Source organism: Caballeronia sp. GAFFF2 (assembly GCF_023631485.1).
GTDB lineage: Bacteria > Pseudomonadota > Gammaproteobacteria > Burkholderiales > Burkholderiaceae > Caballeronia.
Map to the genome: position 1 here is coordinate 141,426 of NZ_JALQDA010000037.1, position 15,745 is coordinate 157,170.

At 62.4% G+C, this 15,745-nt stretch carries 13 protein-coding genes and 1 pseudogene; 5 read left to right on the forward strand and 9 right to left on the reverse strand.

Features of this window, described 5'->3' with window-relative positions; all coding sequences use genetic code 11:
- Window positions 1-10: 10 nt before the first annotated feature.
- The gene (locus tag NCT04_RS30620; protein ID WP_250469627.1) at window positions 11-835 is read left to right on the forward strand and encodes an amidohydrolase family protein; all 825 of its coding nucleotides are present in this window, start codon (window positions 11-13) and stop codon (window positions 833-835) included.
- Between the two features lie 29 nt (window positions 836-864).
- On the opposite strand, the gene NCT04_RS30625 is transcribed toward NCT04_RS30620, so the two are convergent.
- Window positions 865-2,427, reverse strand: coding sequence for an FGGY-family carbohydrate kinase (locus tag NCT04_RS30625; RefSeq protein WP_250469628.1), 1,563 nt, complete (start codon window positions 2,425-2,427; stop codon window positions 865-867).
- Window positions 2,428-2,549: 122 nt separating this feature from the next.
- Here NCT04_RS30625 and NCT04_RS30630 point away from each other — a divergent pair, with 122 nt between their 5' ends.
- Complete coding sequence (locus NCT04_RS30630; RefSeq protein ID WP_250469629.1) at window positions 2,550-3,320, forward strand: SDR family NAD(P)-dependent oxidoreductase; 771 nt, start codon at window positions 2,550-2,552, stop codon at window positions 3,318-3,320.
- 4 nt (window positions 3,321-3,324) lie between these two features.
- Here NCT04_RS30630 and NCT04_RS30635 read toward each other — a convergent pair whose 3' ends face one another.
- The gene (locus NCT04_RS30635) at window positions 3,325-4,491 is read right to left on the reverse strand and encodes a mandelate racemase/muconate lactonizing enzyme family protein (RefSeq protein ID WP_250469630.1); all 1,167 of its coding nucleotides are present in this window, start codon (window positions 4,489-4,491) and stop codon (window positions 3,325-3,327) included.
- A 97-nt stretch (window positions 4,492-4,588) separates the two neighbouring features.
- Here NCT04_RS30635 and NCT04_RS30640 point away from each other — a divergent pair, with 97 nt between their 5' ends.
- Together NCT04_RS30640 and NCT04_RS30645 are read left to right on the forward strand one after the other, a co-directional pair.
- Window positions 4,589-5,545: a LysR family transcriptional regulator gene (locus tag NCT04_RS30640; protein ID WP_350029331.1), complete on the forward strand. Its 957-nt coding sequence runs from the start codon at window positions 4,589-4,591 to the stop codon at window positions 5,543-5,545.
- 112 nt (window positions 5,546-5,657) lie between these two features.
- On the forward strand, window positions 5,658-7,181 hold the full coding sequence (locus tag NCT04_RS30645; protein ID WP_250469631.1) for a glycosyltransferase family 39 protein: 1,524 nt from the start codon (window positions 5,658-5,660) through the stop codon (window positions 7,179-7,181).
- Between the two features lie 9 nt (window positions 7,182-7,190).
- Here NCT04_RS30645 and NCT04_RS30650 read toward each other — a convergent pair whose 3' ends face one another.
- The 7 genes and pseudogenes from NCT04_RS30650 to NCT04_RS30680 all read right to left on the reverse strand — a co-directional run bounded on the left by NCT04_RS30650 (window position 7,191) and on the right by NCT04_RS30680 (window position 14,045).
- Complete coding sequence (locus NCT04_RS30650; RefSeq protein ID WP_250469632.1) at window positions 7,191-8,138, reverse strand: amino acid ABC transporter substrate-binding protein; 948 nt, start codon at window positions 8,136-8,138, stop codon at window positions 7,191-7,193.
- 13 nt (window positions 8,139-8,151) lie between these two features.
- Window positions 8,152-9,458 (reverse strand): annotated as a pseudogene (locus NCT04_RS30655) (dicarboxylate/amino acid:cation symporter).
- Window positions 9,459-9,736: 278 nt separating this feature from the next.
- Window positions 9,737-10,807 (reverse strand): ABC transporter ATP-binding protein, encoded by a 1,071-nt coding sequence (locus NCT04_RS30660; protein WP_250469633.1) that lies wholly within the window; start codon window positions 10,805-10,807, stop codon window positions 9,737-9,739.
- Between the two features lie 18 nt (window positions 10,808-10,825).
- On the reverse strand, window positions 10,826-11,617 hold the full coding sequence (locus NCT04_RS30665) for an ABC transporter permease (RefSeq protein WP_244831687.1): 792 nt from the start codon (window positions 11,615-11,617) through the stop codon (window positions 10,826-10,828).
- Window positions 11,614-12,549: an ABC transporter permease gene (locus NCT04_RS30670; RefSeq protein WP_244831688.1), complete on the reverse strand. Its 936-nt coding sequence runs from the start codon at window positions 12,547-12,549 to the stop codon at window positions 11,614-11,616. Before NCT04_RS30670 ends, NCT04_RS30665 begins: the two co-directional genes overlap by 4 nt.
- A 22-nt stretch (window positions 12,550-12,571) precedes the next feature.
- Window positions 12,572-13,690 carry an ABC transporter substrate-binding protein gene (locus NCT04_RS30675; protein WP_250469634.1) on the reverse strand — a complete coding sequence of 373 codons (1,119 nt, stop codon included), beginning with the start codon at window positions 13,688-13,690 and terminating at the stop codon, window positions 12,572-12,574.
- A 127-nt stretch (window positions 13,691-13,817) separates the two neighbouring features.
- Window positions 13,818-14,045, reverse strand: coding sequence for a hypothetical protein (locus NCT04_RS30680; RefSeq protein ID WP_250469635.1), 228 nt, complete (start codon window positions 14,043-14,045; stop codon window positions 13,818-13,820).
- A 233-nt stretch (window positions 14,046-14,278) separates the two neighbouring features.
- Here NCT04_RS30680 and zwf point away from each other — a divergent pair, with 233 nt between their 5' ends.
- A complete protein-coding gene (gene zwf / locus NCT04_RS30685; RefSeq protein ID WP_250469636.1) occupies window positions 14,279-15,742 on the forward strand; it encodes a glucose-6-phosphate dehydrogenase in 1,464 nt (487 codons plus the stop codon).
- Window positions 15,743-15,745: the final 3 nt, after the last annotated feature.

Here is a 15,745-nt window from a genome sequence, read left to right on the forward strand (position 1 = left end):
GGATCAACCCATGAGCCTTTTCGATGAAGACAGGATCGACTGTCATTGCCATATCTTCGATCCTGCGCGCTTTCCGTATCGCGACGACACGCCCTATCGCCCTGAAGGTCAGGAACTCGGCACCGCCGCGCAACTGATTCGCGTAATGGATGCCTACGGCGTGCGTCATGCGCTGCTGGTTGGCCCGACGAGCGGCTACCGGACCGACAACCGTTGTCTCGTCGACGCGTTGCAGACTTACCCGGCGCGGTTTCGCGGCATTGCGGTGGTGGATAACGACATCGGCCGAAGCGAACTGACTGCGCTGCGCAATGCGGGTGTGGTCGGCGTCGCGTTCAACCCGGCGATGGAAGGCGTCGAACTCGTGCTGAATGCAGGCGAGCTTTTCGCGTCGCTCGCGGACCTGGAGATGTTCGCGCAGGTTCAGGTGGTTGGCGATCAGATGGCGACGCTCGAGCCCTGGCTCGCGCGGCAACCGGTGAATGTCTTGATCGATCATGCCGGCCGGCCCGATAGCGCGGATGGCATCGATCAGAAAGGCTTTCAGGCGGTGCTTCGGATCGCAGAGACCGGGCGCGCGACGGTCAAATTGTCGGGCTGGCAAAAGTATGCGCACGAAGCGTATCCGTATGAGGACGTGTGGCCCTACGCTCACGCGTTGTTGCGCGCATTCGGACCGGAGCATTGCATCTGGGGCTCCGATTGGCCGTTCTTGCGTGCGCCAGAGCGGATGGATCATGGGCCGCTGCTTGCGCTCTTCGAGAAGATCGTCCCGGACGCGCAGGTCCGGCGGCAGATTCAGTGGGAGACGCCGCGTCGGCTATTTGGCTTTTGAAGGCGTGCGCCCGAACGCATTGAATCGAATCACCGAGGTAACGCAAGCCGCGAAACCACGTGCATGGCCTCCCGCAATTCCGCACGCGAGGCAAGCATCCGATACTGCTCGAACAACGCTTCATAAACATCCGCCGACGCGGCGTCCGGTTCGAAATGCTGGAACGCCCGCGCGCCGAAGCGAGCCGCACCGTCCGTGAAATCCCGCACCACGCCCGCCGCGACGGCGCCATGAATCGCGGCGCCGACCGCCGTTGCGTTGTGCATGTCGGGCACCGAGACCGGCTTGCCGAGCACGTCCGCCATCAACTGAAGCAGGAAGCGATTATTCTCGCTCAAGCCGCTCGCGAGGATGGTCCGCGTGACCGGCGCGCCCTCGCTCTGCATCAGCTCGATGATCGTGCGTGCGCCGAAGCACAGCGATTCCATCATCGCCCGATAAATCTCCGCGCGTGTCGTGGTCGTGCGCAAGCCAAGCAGCATGCCGCTCACCTGCGGGTCGGAAAGCGGCACGCGGCAGCCGTTCCACCAGTCGAGCGCGAGGAGCCCCGACCCACCCGGCCGCAAACGCGCCGCGCTCGCGTTGTACGCCGAGAAGTTCGCTGGCAAGTCCTCCGCCAGCGGCGCGGTTTTGACGAACCACGCGAGCGCATCGCCGAAACCGGCCTGCCCTGCTTCGTAGCACCATAGACCGGGAAGCGCCGCATCCTTCGCCACGCCTTCGATACCGTCGGGCAAGGGACGCTCGGTGTCATCGAGCAACATGTACACCGCCGATGTCCCCAGCGCGCCGACGAGCGTGCCCGCTTGCGTCGCGCCGAGCGCGGGAAGAATCACGTGCGAATCGATAGCCGCGACCGCCACGGCCGGTTCGCCTAGCATGCCCGTGCGCTCGATCCACTCGCGCCGCACCGTTCCCGCCGACGATCCGATACGCTTCGGCGCGCTCGATCGCGTGGCGAGTCCATCGACGCCGAGGGGTGGATAACCCGCATCCGAATAGTGGGCCTTGTAGCGCGCCATATCGGAGCTTCGCGCCTCCGTTCCGGTAAGCTGCCACACGAGCCAGTCGCCCGCCTCGATGAATCGCTCCGTCTGCGCCCAAAGTGTGGGCGCTTCCGCGGCAAGCTGCGCCGCCTTCGCGGGCAACCATTCGCCGGAAGTCTTGCCTCCCGACTTAGTCAGACGCACGCCGCGTTCACGGCTAATCTCGTCGGCCCAAGGCTGCGCCGAATGATGCTTCCAGAGCTTGACGTAAGCGTGAGGATCGTCGGGGAATCGCGTGGAAAGCGGCGTTCCGTCCGCCGACGCGGGCAATGGCGAACTCGCCGTGAACCCGATGCCGATAGCCTCGATACGCTTCCCACGTCCGAGCGCCGCGAGAATGACCTCGGCGCATTCGAGATAATCCGGCGCGTTTTGCAAAGCCCAGCCCGCCTTCAGCGGCAACCCGTCCGGAAGCGCGTCTATGAGCGTGCCATGCCGATACCGATGCGCATGCGTCGCGCACACCTCGCCGCTTTCGATATCCACCAGCACGCCTCTTGCCGAATCCGTTCCGTAGTCCAGGCCGATCAGGTAGCCACCGCTCATCGTCGCGATCCATGAGTTGAAGAAATTGAAATATAGTGCAGCGAGGTTCGCGCGTCATCGAAACGACGCGCATGAGGCCGGACCCGTTTCCCTATCCCAACACAACCCGTGGAACGATTCGCATGAAAGTGGACAAGCAAAGCTTCGCAGGGCGGCACGCGTTCATCACCGGCGGCAGCCGGGGCATTGGCTTTCAGACCGCCATCGCGTTAGGCGAAGCGGGCGCGGCGGTGACCGTATCGGACCTGACGGATCATGCGGTGAGCGAAGCCGTCGACAAGCTGCGCGCGGCCGGCGTCGATGCCAACGGCGTGGTGCTCGACGTCACCGACCCGGATCAATGCGACCGCGTCGCGCTCGAACTGAATGGCGGCGCAGCGGTCGATGTGCTCGTCGCCAACGCAGGCATTGCGTGGCCCGACACGCCCGCCGAGGAGATGAGCAACGAAGCGTGGCTCAAGGTGATCGACACCAATCTCAACGGCACGTTCTGGACGTGCCGCGCGTTCGGGCGTCATATGCTCGCCAAGGGCAAAGGCTCGATCGTGACCGTGGGTTCCATGTCCGGCGTCATCTCCAACAAACCGCAAAGGCAGGTGCAATACAACGCGTCGAAAGCGGCGGTGCATCATCTGACGAAGTCGCTCGCGGGCGAATGGGCGGAGCGCAACGTGCGCGTCAATTGCGTCGCGCCGACCTATGTCAACACGGTCATGTCGAACGTGACGGCAAAGGACGAGCGCTTCTTCAAGCCGTGGATGGACAACACGCCGATGCGCCGCATGGTGGAACCGGAGGAAGTGGCATCGGCGATTGCGTTTCTGGCGTCGGACGCGGCGAGCGCAATCACCGGCACCATCCTGCTCACCGATGCGGGCTACACCATCTGGTGACGCGTCACGCCGACAGCTTCGTCATCTCGGCGTAAAGGTCGGCCTTGCCCTCGAAACCGATGCCGGGCAAGTCGGGCATGGTGATATAGCCGTTTTCGACCTTCACGCCATCCGGGAAACCGCCGTAGGGCTGGAACAGATCGGGATACGACTCGTTGCCGCCAAGCCCCAGCCCTGCCGCGATATTCAACGACATCTGGTGCCCGCCGTGCGGAACGCAGCGGCTCGGCGACCAGCCGTGCTGATGCAGCATGTCGAGCGTGCGCAGATATTCGACGAGGCCGTAACTCAGTGCGCAATCGAACTGCAGCCAGTCGCGGTCGGCACGCATGCCGCCGTAGCGAACCAGGTTGCGCGCGTCCTGCATCGAAAAGAGGTTTTCGCCGGTGGCCATCGGCTTGTCGTAGTAGTTGCGCAGCGTGGCTTGCAACTCGAAGTCGAGCGGATCGCCCGGCTCTTCGTACCAGAAGAGATCGTATTGCGAGAGCGCCTTGGCGTACTGAATGGCCGTGTCGAGATCGAAGCGGCCGTTGGCGTCCACCGCGAGCTTCTGGCCGTCTTGCAGAATGCTCAGGATCGAATCGATACGGCGCAGGTCTTCATCGAGCGAAGCACCGCCAATCTTCTTTTTGACGACCGTATAGCCCCGGTCGATGTAGCTGCGCATCTCGTCCTTGAGCTTGCCGTGGTCCTGGCCCGGATAGTAGTAGCCGCCTGCCGCATACACGAATACCTTGCGGTCCGGCTGACCATTGCCATGACGGTCCGCGAGCAACTGAAAAAGCGGCTTGCCTTCTATCTTCGCGACCGCGTCCCAGATCGCCATGTCGATGGTCCCGATAGCCACCGAACGCTCGCCGTGACCGCCCGGCTTCTCATTCATGAACATGGTCGCCCACACCTTGTGGGGATCGATGTTGTTGCCGGTATCGTCGAGGAGCGTGCCCGGGTCTGCTTCGAGGATGCGCGGAATGAAGCGCTCGCGCATGAGTTTGCCCTGACCGTAGCGGCCGTTCGAGTTGAAGCCGTAACCGACGACAGGCTTGCCGTCGCGGATCACGTCGGTCACGACCGCGACGAGACTCAGCGTCATCTTGCTGAAGTCGATATATGCATTACGGATGGGCGAACTGATCGGAACGGTCTTTTCGCGGATTTCGACGATCTTCATAAATGTCTCCTGACGGCACTCGCTCATTGAAGACGTTAGGTTAGCCGCGAAGTGCCGGGTTAAGATTCACCCACATTCATTTCATTTTTTACTTAAAGTGAATACTGATTCGGCAACGGACTTCGAGTTCTTCATCTTGCTCGCGAAACTGAAGAGCATGTCCGGCGCGGCGCGCGCACTCGATCTCACGCCGCCCGCAGCGACCAAGCGGCTCGGCATCATGGAAAAGCGGCTGGGCGCGCAGCTCGTCAACCGCACCACGCGCAGCATCAGCCTCACGCCGGAAGGCGAAACCTATCTGCGCTATGCAACGCAGATTGTGGAACAAGTGCGCGAAATGGAAGAAGCGATCACGGGCGCGCGCACCGATCCGCAAGGGCTGCTGCGCATCAACGCGACGCTCGGCTTCGGCCGCACGACCATTGCGCCGCTCGTGTCCGAGTTTGCAAAGCGCTTTCCTCAGGTCGAGGTTCAGTTCGAAGTGACGGATCGGCCCGTCGATCTGATCGAAGGTGCGTTCGATATGGCGATACGCTTCGGCGAACTGCCCGACAGCCGCTTGAGCGCGCGACGCATCATGAGCAACCGGCGCTTTCTTTGCGCATCGCCGAAATATCTCGAACGCTTCGGCACGCCCGAAAAGATCGAAGACCTGCTGCAGCACCGCTGCATCATTCATCGGCAGAACGACGATGCCCATGGCGTATGGCGATTCATCGACGAAGACCACACGGAAGCGCTGAAAGTGCGCGGCGCGTTATCCAGCAACGATGGCGATATCGTCCTGCGCTGGGCGCTCGACGGACACGGCATTCTTATCCGCTCGGAATGGGACCTGGCGAAGTATGTACAGAGCGGACGGCTCGAAATCGTGCTGCCGAACGCCGTGCTGCCATCGGCCGATCTCTTCGTCTATTACCCGCGGCAACGCAACCAGACCGCACGCGCCCGTGCGTTCATCGACTTCCTGGTTGAGCGCTTTCAGGCGCCGTTCATTCCCGTCGATGCCGGCAAGCTCGTGCGCGAGCGCAAGAAACGCGGCGCCCGCCGTTGATCCGCTCGTGTACGGGCACGAACGTTCGCATCACGCGCGCCACGCGACTTGCCTCGTGCGTCGGACGATGCGAGACTCGGCACGCTGAAGTCGCCCGCAAAACGGAGGAGACATGCGGCCAGCCGATAGCCTGAAAACGCATTCACTCGCCGACACCGCGCCACTGCTTCCATGGGCTGCGGCGCTGGTGATTTTGCATATCGCGACCAATGGCGAATACGGCTTTCATCGCGATGAGCTCTCCACGTTGGAAGACGCGCGCTCGCTCGCATGGGGTTACGTCGGCGTCCCGCCGTTCATTCCGTTTCTTGCGCGAGGCGCGTTCGCGCTGTTCGGGCCGTCGCTGACCGGCTTGCGCTTTTTCTCGTCGCTGGCAATGGGCATCGCCTTCGTGCTCACGGGCCTGATTGCGCGCGAGCTCGGAGGAAGCAGACGGGCGCAGATCGTCGCCGCATTGGCCGCCGCTATTAGCAGTGTCGCGTTGAGCGCGGGCGCGCTTTATCAGTACGTCAGTTTCGACTATCTATGGTGGGTCGCGGCCGCATACTGCGCGGTGCGCCTGCTGTCCACGGACGATGCACGATGGTGTCTCGGCGTTGGCGCTGCCATCGGCATCGGCTTGTTGACGAAGTACACCATCGCGTTTCTGGCAGCGGGTATCGCCGCGGGCTTGCTCTTCACACCCGCCCGTCGATACTTCCGCAGCGCGTGGCTATGGCTCGGCGTCGCGCTCGTCGGCGTGATCGCGCTGCCTCACTTGATCTGGCAGTTTCAGCACGACTTCATCACACTGGATTTCCTGCAGAGCATTCACGCTCGCGACGTCCGCATGGGACGCGGCAACGGATTCCTGCTCGGTCAGTTCTGGATCACGACAAGCCCGTTCACGGTTCCCTTGTGGCTCGCGGGACTCTACTATCTTTTCGCCTTCGGGGAAGGAAAGCGGTTTCGCGTGCTTGGCTGGATGTTCGTCGTGCCGCTCGTGTTGTTCGTCGTGGCGAAGGGCCGCGACTACTATATGGCGCCTGCTTATCCGATGTTGCTCGCGGCGGGCGCGGTGTGGGCGGAGCAACGGATGGCATCGCTCAACATGCGCCACGCAGCGGCGATTCGCTGGTCCGTGTGCGTCGTGCTCGCAATCGGCGCGGTGCTGGGCGCCGCACCCGTACTGCCGATTGCTCCGGTCGGATCGACATGGTGGCGCTTTGCGGATCGCGTCAATGGCGGCAACTTCAACGAAGAACTCGGGTGGCCCGACATGGCGGAAAGCGTCGCGCGCATTCGCGACACACTTCCGGAGGGGCAACGTGCGAGCGTCGGCATTCTCGTCGCCGATACGGGCCAGGCCGGCGCCATCGATCTATTCGGCGCGCGCTTGAAGCTGCCGAGCCCGATCTCCGGCACCAACTCACACTGGTTTCGCGGATACGGCGACCCGCCGCCGAAGCCGCTGATCGTCGTGGGTTTTCCGAGCGATATCGTGCAGCGTGAGTTGGCGTCGTGCCGTATGGCCGCGCGTCTCACGAACCGCTTCGGGATTGCAAACAGCACGGTAAGTGGCCGCGATATCTTCGTATGCGAAGCACCGCGCCAACCGTGGCCGCAATTCTGGCGCGGCATACAGGTCTATGGATAGCGCGCATCTTCATTGCGCGTCCGTGCCCGCGGTCGTCTGAATGATAGTCTCGAGTTGCGCGCTCATCGGCAGATTGATGCTCGTGCCCGATGGCAGGCGGCGCAAAAACCAGCGCTTGTATTGCCGGTCCATTTCGCCGTCCGCCGCGAGTTCCTGGAACGTGTCCTTCACCACTTGCGCCAACTGCGGATCGTCCTTGCGAAACATGATGCCGTACGGCTCATACGAAAGGTAATCGCCGACCACGCGGTACGACCCGCCCGCGCCCGCGTGCTCGGCAATCAGCCCATAGAGCAAGACGTCGTCGGTGGCGAATGCGTCGGCATGGCCGTCGGCCACTTGCGCGAAGCCTTGCGCGTGGTCTGGCACGATCTGCAACTGAATGCCGAGCCGGAACTTGCTGTCCAGATCGCGCAGCGCCTTCTCGTTCGTGGTGCCAGCGGTCAACGTGACCTTCTTGCCCGCGAGATCGCGAAACGAGGCGATAGGCGAGCCGCTCTTGACCATCACCTTCGTGCCCGCGACGAAGATGATCGGCGAAAACGCCACGCGTTTCTGGCGTTCGATATTGCTGGTCGTCGAGCCGCATTCGAGATCGACACGGCCGCTCGTCACGGCGTCGATACGATTATCAGGCGTAACCGGCACCCACAGGATGGTCGGCGTCAGGTTGATCGCATCGCCGATGGCCGTCACCAGCGACTTGCATAACTCGATGGAATAACCGATAGGTTCATGGCGCGCGTTCAGATACGAAAACGGCACCGATGCCTCGCGATAACCAATCGCGACGACACCGCTCTTTCGCACCTTCGCGAGCGTTCCCGTGAGCGCGACGGGCGCGAAGCTATCGGGAATAGCGCGTGACGTTTGCGGATCGTCCTGCGCTCGCGCTCCGGCACAGGCGATCAAGGTCCCCGCGAGCGCGAGCATCGAGCAGAATCGCTGCATCTTCATGGCGCGGCTCCGCTCAACCTTCTGCCGGATGGGCGATGGTCGCTTCGAGCTCGGTTTCGATGCGCGCCGCGTTGGCGTCGGCTTCCGCTTCCGTCATCAGTTCGCCCTCCCACTTGGCGACCACCGCGCTCGCAATCGAATTGCCCACCGCGTTCGTGGCGGAACGGCCCATGTCGAGGAACGTGTCCACGCCGAGAATCAACAACAAACCCGCTTCGGGAATGCCGAACTGGTTGAGCGTCGCCGCGATCACGACGAGCGACGCGCGCGGCACGCCGGCCATTCCCTTGGATGTCAGCATGAGCACCAGCAACATGGTCAGTTGCGTGCCGATGGAAAGCGGAATGTTGTAGGCCTGCGCGATAAACAACGTCGCGAAGGTGCAGTACATCATCGAGCCGTCGAGGTTGAACGAATAGCCCATCGGCATCACGAACGCGGAGATCTTGCGCTTCACGCCGAAGCGGTCGAGCGCATCGAGAATCTTCGGATACGCGGCTTCCGAACTCGCGGTCGCGAACGAGAGCATGAACGCTTCTCTTATCAGTCCCAGCAGCTTGAGCACGCGTGGTCCGAGAAACAGGAAACCCGCGAGCGCCAACAACGCCCACAATATGAACAGCTCAAGTAGAAGTCGCCCATGAAGACCGCGAACTTGAGCAGAATGGTCAGGCCATTGACGGCGACAGTGGACGCCATCGCGGCCAGCACGGCGAGCGGTGCGAGCTTCATTACGTAGCCGGTGATCTTCAGCATGACGTGCGAGAGCTGGTCGATGGCGGCGACGAGAATCTTGCCCTTGTCGCCCAGCGCGGCGAGCGCCACACCGAAGAACATGGAGAACACGACGATCTGCAGCACTTCGTTGTTGGTCATCGCTTCCGCGAACGACCTCGGCACCATATGACTCACGAAGTCCTTGAGCGTGAACTTGGAAGTCGCCAAATTCGCCGATGCGCCGATATCCGGCAACGGCAGCCCGAGATTCTCGCCCGGCCTGAGCAGGTTCGACATCATGAGACCGAGCAGCAACGACACGAGCGACGCGGTGACGAACCAGCCGAGCGCCTTGGCAAACACGCGCCCGACCGAGGCTGCATCGCCCATATGCGCAATACCCACGACGAGCGTGGAGAACACGAGCGGACCGATCACCATTTTGATCAGTCGCAGAAACACGTCCGATATGAGCGAGATGTAGCCCGCGATTTCAGTAGCAGTCTTCTTGTCCGGAAAGCTCGAGTAGATCATGTAGCCGATCCCGATGCCCAACAGCATGGCGACCAGGATCCAGATGGCCGCATTATTTTTTCGGTTCATCTCGAAGCCTCCATTCACTGCTTTGATGGTTTGCGGGATGCAAAGCTCGAAACCGGATGCTGCCGCTTAGTGTGCCTTAACAAAAAGGGAATTGCATTGGCGTAATCCGCCATGCAAGGTGTTTGAATTGCCGGAATCGAAATGCGCGGCGATGGCATCGATGCATCGCATATATATCCGCTACGCTTGCCGCAATGCAGCGACAGGATCGAGTCTCGCGCCCGCCGAACGGCGCCGCGACGCTGGTGCGCTGCGCAACGGCACGTTTGGCGCGTTGCCTAACGCGCGTCCTCGTCAAGCACGAGGAGATTCTCGTGCGAAAAGCCGAGCGCGACCGGCTGGCCGCGTTCGGGCAGCAACCGGTTCGGGTCGTTGAAGACATCGAGCGAGACTACCGCGTCTTTCACGCGCGCGCGGATACGCACCACCGCGCCGAGGAAGCTGATTTCCTCGACGGTTGCCGCCAGCGAATTGCGGCCGCTCGCGGGCGGTTCCAGCACGATCGCTTCGGGACGCAACGCGAGAAGCCGCTCCCGGCCGGCATCGTCCGATGGCAACTGGCGCGACGTCACGAGTTCCTGACCGTCCACGGCCATGCGTCCGGTCGCGGGATCGATCACGCGGCCCGCAAGAATGTTGAGCGTGCCAACGAAGGAGGCGACAAAGCGCGTGCGCGGAAAGTTATAGATGTTGAGCGGCGGCCCGACCTGTTCGACGCGCCCCTCGTTCATCACGACGATGCGATCCGAAATGGATAGCGCCTCTTCCTGATCGTGCGTGACGAAGATCGACGTGATTCCAAGTTCGCGCTGTAACGCGCGAATGTCTTCGCGCAACGAGACGCGGATCTTCGCATCGAGCGCGGACAGCGGTTCATCGAGCAGCAACACTTGCGGCTTGCTCGCAAGCGCGCGCGCCAGCGCCACGCGCTGTTGCTGGCCACCCGACAGTTGCCACGGATAACGCTCGGCAAGATGCGGCAGCTTGATCAGTTCGAGCATTTGCGCCACGCGCTCGTCCATCTCCTTCTGCGGACGCTTCGCCACTCGCAGCGCGAAGCCTATGTTCTGCGCCACCGTCATGTTCGGAAAGAGCGCATACGATTGAAACACCATGCCGACGGCTCGTTCGCGCGTACGCAGATGCGTGACGTCGCGGCCATCGAGACGAATGATGCCGCGCGTGGGCGTCTCGAAGCCCGCGATCATGCGCAGCACGGTCGTCTTGCCGCATCCAGAAGGACCGAGGAACGTAATGAACTCGCCGCGCTCGATCTTCATGTCGAACTGATGCAGCGCGATGTTCGGCCCGAACGCCTTGTGAAGATTGTCGATTTCGAGAAATGCCATGCGTCGCGTGCCTCAGGCTCAAGTTTTCTGGCCGGCCAGCGCGCGCGCCGAACCGAATACCTGGATCAGCCCCATCGAGGCCCAGGTGACGACGAACGCGATGATCGCGAGCGCCGACGGCTCGTAGGCACGGTTCGCACCGATCAACTGCAGATACGGGCCGAACGCCGGACGATCCAGCAGGCTCGCGAGCGTGAACTCGCCGATGACGACCGCAAAAGTAAGGAACGCGCCCGACAGAATGCCCGAGCGCACATTCGGGAAGATCACTTTGAAAAGTATGGTCGCGCGGCCCGCGCCCAGACATTCGGCGGCTTCGGTGAGCGAGCGGATATCGACGGCGCGCATGCCGGCGTCGACCGCGCGATACATATACGGCAGCGACAGCGTGACATAGCCGAACACGAGCAAAAGGTCGGTCGCGCGTTCGTTGCCGGTGAGCGGCAGGATCGAACTGCTGTTGTAGATGCGCAGATAGCCGAACACGATGACGATGGCTGGAATCACGAGCGGCAGCAACGTGATGAACTCGACCACGGGGCGCAGCTTCGGCAAGCGCAGCTGCACCCAGTAAGCGGTTGGCACCACGAGCAGCACGCCGATCACGATGGTGAGAAAGCCCATCAGCACCGAATAGCCGAACGACGCCTGAAAATGCGGATCGCCGAGTACGACGCGATACGCGTCGAAGCTGTATTCGCCACGACGCATGCGCAGACTGAACTCGAATGTGGCGATCAGCGGAATCAAAAAATATAGCGAGCCGACGATCATCGCGATGGCGGCGCCCGCGCGCGACTGCGATTTCATCGGCGTCCCCTTTCGGCGCGCGCACGCAACCAGATATAGCCGCCGTTCGAAAGCCCCGTCACCACGATCATGCCGAGCGCGAGCGCGTAACCCAGGTTCTGGTTATGCAGCACGTCGCCGCGAATCTGCGCGTACAGCAGAATGGTCACGATATTGAGCGAGCTGCCGGTCAACGCATAAGCCGTGGCGACCGCGCCGAACGCGTTGGCGAACAAGAGCAGCGCCGCGCCCAGCAAGCTCGGCCACAGCACCGGCAAGCCGACATAACGCCAGTACTGCGCCGATGTCCCGCCGAGGCAATCGCAGGCTTCGCGCCATTCGCGCTTCAGACCGTCGAGCGCGGGCGTGATGATGAGCACCATCAACGGAATCTGGAAATACAGGTATGTGATGGTCAGTCCGGCGAAGCTCAGAATGCTGAAGCCGGTGGAATAGAGATTGAAGCCGAGGTACTTGCGCGCCAGCACGGTGACGAGACCCACGCGCCCCAACGTGCAAATGAAAGCGAACGCGAGCGGCACGCCCGCGAAGTTCGACGCCACGCCGGAGAAGGTCATGAGCGTCGGGCGAATCCATGCGGGTAACTGGCCTTTCACCGCCGCCCACGCGAGCAGCGAGCCGAGTATCGCGCCGCCCGCGGCCGACGCCGCGCTGACTTTCATGCTGATCCAGTAGGCATCGAGCACGCCCGGCTGGAACAACTCGCGGAAATTGACGAGCGTGAAGTGTCCCTGCGGGTCCTGGAACGCGCCCACCATCAAGAAGCCCGTGGGCAGCAGAAGGAATAGCAGCGCGAACACGAAGAACGGCAACACGCCGATATACGTGAGCCAACTCGCGCCGCCGCTTGCGCGCGCGGCACCGGCCGGCGGCACGGGCGCGGCCGGCGCCAGCAGATCCGGCCCGGCGCCTTGCGGAGGAGAGACGCTCATTGCAGGATCTCGTGCGTCACGCTTACTTCACGTTCGCGCCGACGATCTGATCCCAGCCCTTGGTGACGACGTCCTTGGTGGCGTCCTGTTGCGGCAGCGTCGGGAACACGACGCCTTTATACGCCGATGCGGGCGGCAGCTTGTCGAGCAGCGCCTGCGGCACCTTCTTCTGCGCCACGAGTTCGTTGTAGCGCATTGGGTGGCAATAGCCCGCAAGCCAGCCGAGTTGGCCTTCGTCGGAATAGAGGTATTCCATCCACAGCTTCGCGGCGTTCGGATGCGGCGCAAACGCGCTGATCGCCTGAACATAAACGCCCGCCACGACACCCGTCTTCGGCACGATCACCTGCACCTTCGGGTTGCCCTTGAGCGTGTCGCGGTCGGCGAGCGCGTTGTAGTCCCAGCGCACGATGATCGGCGTCGTGCCTTGCGCCAGCGACGCCGCCTTGCCGATCACCGGCACGAAGTTGCCGCTCTTGTTCAAATCGGCGAAAAATTTGAGTCCTGCCTGATCCGCCTTGCTTGCGTCGCCCTTGGTCTGCGACAAGCCCGCCGCATAGACGCCCTGAATGGCCTGATTCGCCGAGCGTGGATCGCCCGCGAGCGAAACCGCGTTGCGATAGTCGGCCTTCTGCAAGTCGCTCCAGTCGGCCGGCGGCTTGTCGATCATGTCGGTGTTGACTTCGAATGAAAGCACGCCGTAATAATCGCCGTACCAGTAGCCTTCGGCGTCCTTGGATTCAGCGGGAATCGCGCTCCACGTCGACACCTTGTACGGCTGCAACAAGCCTTCTTTCTTCGCCGTCGGGCCGAACGAAAGGCCGACGTCGATCACGTCCGGTGCCTGCGGTCCCTTGTTGCCTTTGTTGGCCTTGATCGCTTCGATCTCGTCGCCCGAGCCTGCGTCGGGGTTGAGTTCGTTGACGTGAATGCCGTACTTCTTCTGGAACCCGGCGATGACCGCGCCGTAACCGCACCAGTCATGCGGCAGTGCGATGGTGGTCAACTGCCCTTCCTGCTTCGCGGCTGCGATGAGCGCATCCGTTGGCGCCGCCACAGCCTGACCGATGCTGCCCGCGGCCAATCCAGCCGTGGCGCAGATGCACAAAACACGGCCTGTCCCGATACGCTTCATCGTCATTCTTGTCCTATACCGGAAGGTATTGCGTTGATGAGTTCCGCCGATTGCCGATGCAGGCTAAAGTCAATCAGCGCGTTTGGCAAGCCGCCAAAAAAGCCGGCTCCATGCGCGGCACCGGCGGCACCCTTCAGTTCCTTGGAGGCTCGCTGGGCGGCGCGCGGCGCGTGCCGAACGTCGCGACCACGATCGGACTCAGCGCCGCGAGGATCGCGCTGAAGTGCATCGTCGAAGCAATGCCGAGATGTTCGACGACCGCGCCGCCACCGAGCGAACCGAGCGCAATCGCGCTCGCGCCGCTGCGTTCCGGCTTGGCGCCGAGGGCGTGCCCATTAGCGCGTATCCCACGCGACGGCATCCGAGTCCGAAGGTGCGGCTCTTTATCGGCCGACTCGTCGATGCATGGCAGCCCGACCCATCGTGGGAACACGAGCCACGTGATTCACGATCCCGCAATGTGGACCACGCGCGAACGCGCTTCGAATGCGCTTTATTGAATCGCGCACGCCTGAGCGATACTGACACTGTCGGAACGCATGAGACGCGACGCTGTTGCTGAAGAGCCGTGACAACCCACCGAGGATTCGCACGATGGCCAAGATCTCCGCAGGCGTAGGTCCGAAGTTTCCGCAAGTGGTCGTGCTGTTCGGCGCCACGGGCGATCTCGCACGACGCAAGCTGTTGCCTGGCCTCTTCCATCTGTCGAATGCGGGGTTCATCCCCGGCTGCAAGATCATTGCCGTCGCGCTCGACGACATTCACGTGGACGACTTCCGCGTCACGGCGAAAGGCGCGCTCGACGAGTTTTCGAGTCGTAAGGTGACGCCGCAAGAGTGGGACACGTTCGGCGCCAATCTCGATTACGTGCCCCTGACAGCCGGCGCCGCAACGCTGAAGGCGGCGGTCCTGAACGCCGAGAAAAGCTTCGGCGGCGAATGCCGGCGCCTGCATTATCTGAGCGTTCCGCCCAACGCCGCGCTTTCGGCGGTCGGCATGCTTCATGAAGCGGGACTCGTGGAACGCTCGCGCATCATCATGGAAAAGCCTTTCGGCACCGATCTGGCAAGTTCCGTGTCGCTCAACGCTCACTTGCACGAGGTCTTCGAAGAGGCGCAGATTTTTCGCATCGATCACTTTCTCGGCAAGGAACCGGCGCAGAACATCCTCGCATTTCGCTTCGCCAACGGCTTGTTCGAACCGATATGGAATCGCAATTTCATCGATCACGTGCAGATCGACGTGCCGGAAACGCTCGGCCTCGGCAAGCGCGCGGGCTTCTACGAGCAGACGGGCGCGTTTCGCGACATGGTCGTCACGCACCTGTTCCAGATTCTCGCGTTCATGGCAATGGAGCCGCCCACATCGCTGGAACCTTCGCCTATCAGCGAGGAGAAGAACAAGGTTTTTCGCAGCATGTTGCCGATTCAACCTAACGATGTCGTGCGCGGTCAGTACACGGGTTATCGGACCGAGGAAGGCGTGAGCGCCGAGTCGGAAACAGAGACCTTCATTGCGCTGAAATGCTCGATCGACAACTGGCGCTGGGCGGGTGTGCCCTTCTATCTGCGCACCGGCAAGCGGCTCGCGGAAGGCCAGCGAATCATTTCCATTGCGTTTCGCGAGCCGCCGAAGAGCATGTTTCCGGCAGGTTCGGGCGTGGGTTCGCAGGGACCGGACCATTTGACCTTCGATCTCGCCGATGCCTCGAAGATGTCGCTCTCGTTCTACGGCAAGCGGCCCGGCCCCGGCATGCGTCTCGACAAACTGAGCCTGCAGTTCGCCATGCGCGACACGGGCTTGATCGGCGAAGTGCTGGAAGCCTACGAGCGCCTGATTCTCGACGCCATGCGCGGGGATCGCACGCTGTTCACGACTGCGGAAGGCATCGAGCGGCTGTGGGAAGTATCCACGGCGCTGCTCGAATCGCCGCCGCCCGTGCGGTTTTACGCGCCGGGTTCGTGGGGGCCGAATGCGATTCATCAGCTCGTCGCGCCGCGTGCCTGGCGGCTGCCGTTCGAGCGTGCCTGGCGCGATCCGAACGCGCTCGGAAGCTGATCC

What these genes read in the sequence shown, in the direction of transcription:
- NCT04_RS30675 (WP_250469634.1), bottom strand. Translation starts at nt 13,690, where the DNA reads ATGACGATGAAGCGTATCGGGACAGGCCGTGTTTTGTGCATCTGCGCC.
- NCT04_RS30645 (WP_250469631.1), top strand. Translation starts at nt 5,658, where the DNA reads ATGCGGCCAGCCGATAGCCTGAAAACGCATTCACTCGCCGACACCGCG.
- NCT04_RS30620 (WP_250469627.1), top strand. Translation starts at nt 11, where the DNA reads ATGAGCCTTTTCGATGAAGACAGGATCGACTGTCATTGCCATATCTTC.
- NCT04_RS30630 (WP_250469629.1), top strand. Translation starts at nt 2,550, where the DNA reads ATGAAAGTGGACAAGCAAAGCTTCGCAGGGCGGCACGCGTTCATCACC.
- NCT04_RS30665 (WP_244831687.1), bottom strand. Translation starts at nt 11,617, where the DNA reads ATGAAATCGCAGTCGCGCGCGGGCGCCGCCATCGCGATGATCGTCGGC.
- NCT04_RS30660 (WP_250469633.1), bottom strand. Translation starts at nt 10,807, where the DNA reads ATGGCATTTCTCGAAATCGACAATCTTCACAAGGCGTTCGGGCCGAAC.
- NCT04_RS30650 (WP_250469632.1), bottom strand. Translation starts at nt 8,138, where the DNA reads ATGAAGATGCAGCGATTCTGCTCGATGCTCGCGCTCGCGGGGACCTTG.
- NCT04_RS30635 (WP_250469630.1), bottom strand. Translation starts at nt 4,491, where the DNA reads ATGAAGATCGTCGAAATCCGCGAAAAGACCGTTCCGATCAGTTCGCCC.
- NCT04_RS30625 (WP_250469628.1), bottom strand. Translation starts at nt 2,427, where the DNA reads ATGAGCGGTGGCTACCTGATCGGCCTGGACTACGGAACGGATTCGGCA.
- NCT04_RS30680 (WP_250469635.1), bottom strand. Translation starts at nt 14,045, where the DNA reads ATGCCGTCGCGTGGGATACGCGCTAATGGGCACGCCCTCGGCGCCAAG.
- zwf (WP_250469636.1), top strand. Translation starts at nt 14,279, where the DNA reads ATGGCCAAGATCTCCGCAGGCGTAGGTCCGAAGTTTCCGCAAGTGGTC.
- NCT04_RS30670 (WP_244831688.1), bottom strand. Translation starts at nt 12,549, where the DNA reads ATGAGCGTCTCTCCTCCGCAAGGCGCCGGGCCGGATCTGCTGGCGCCG.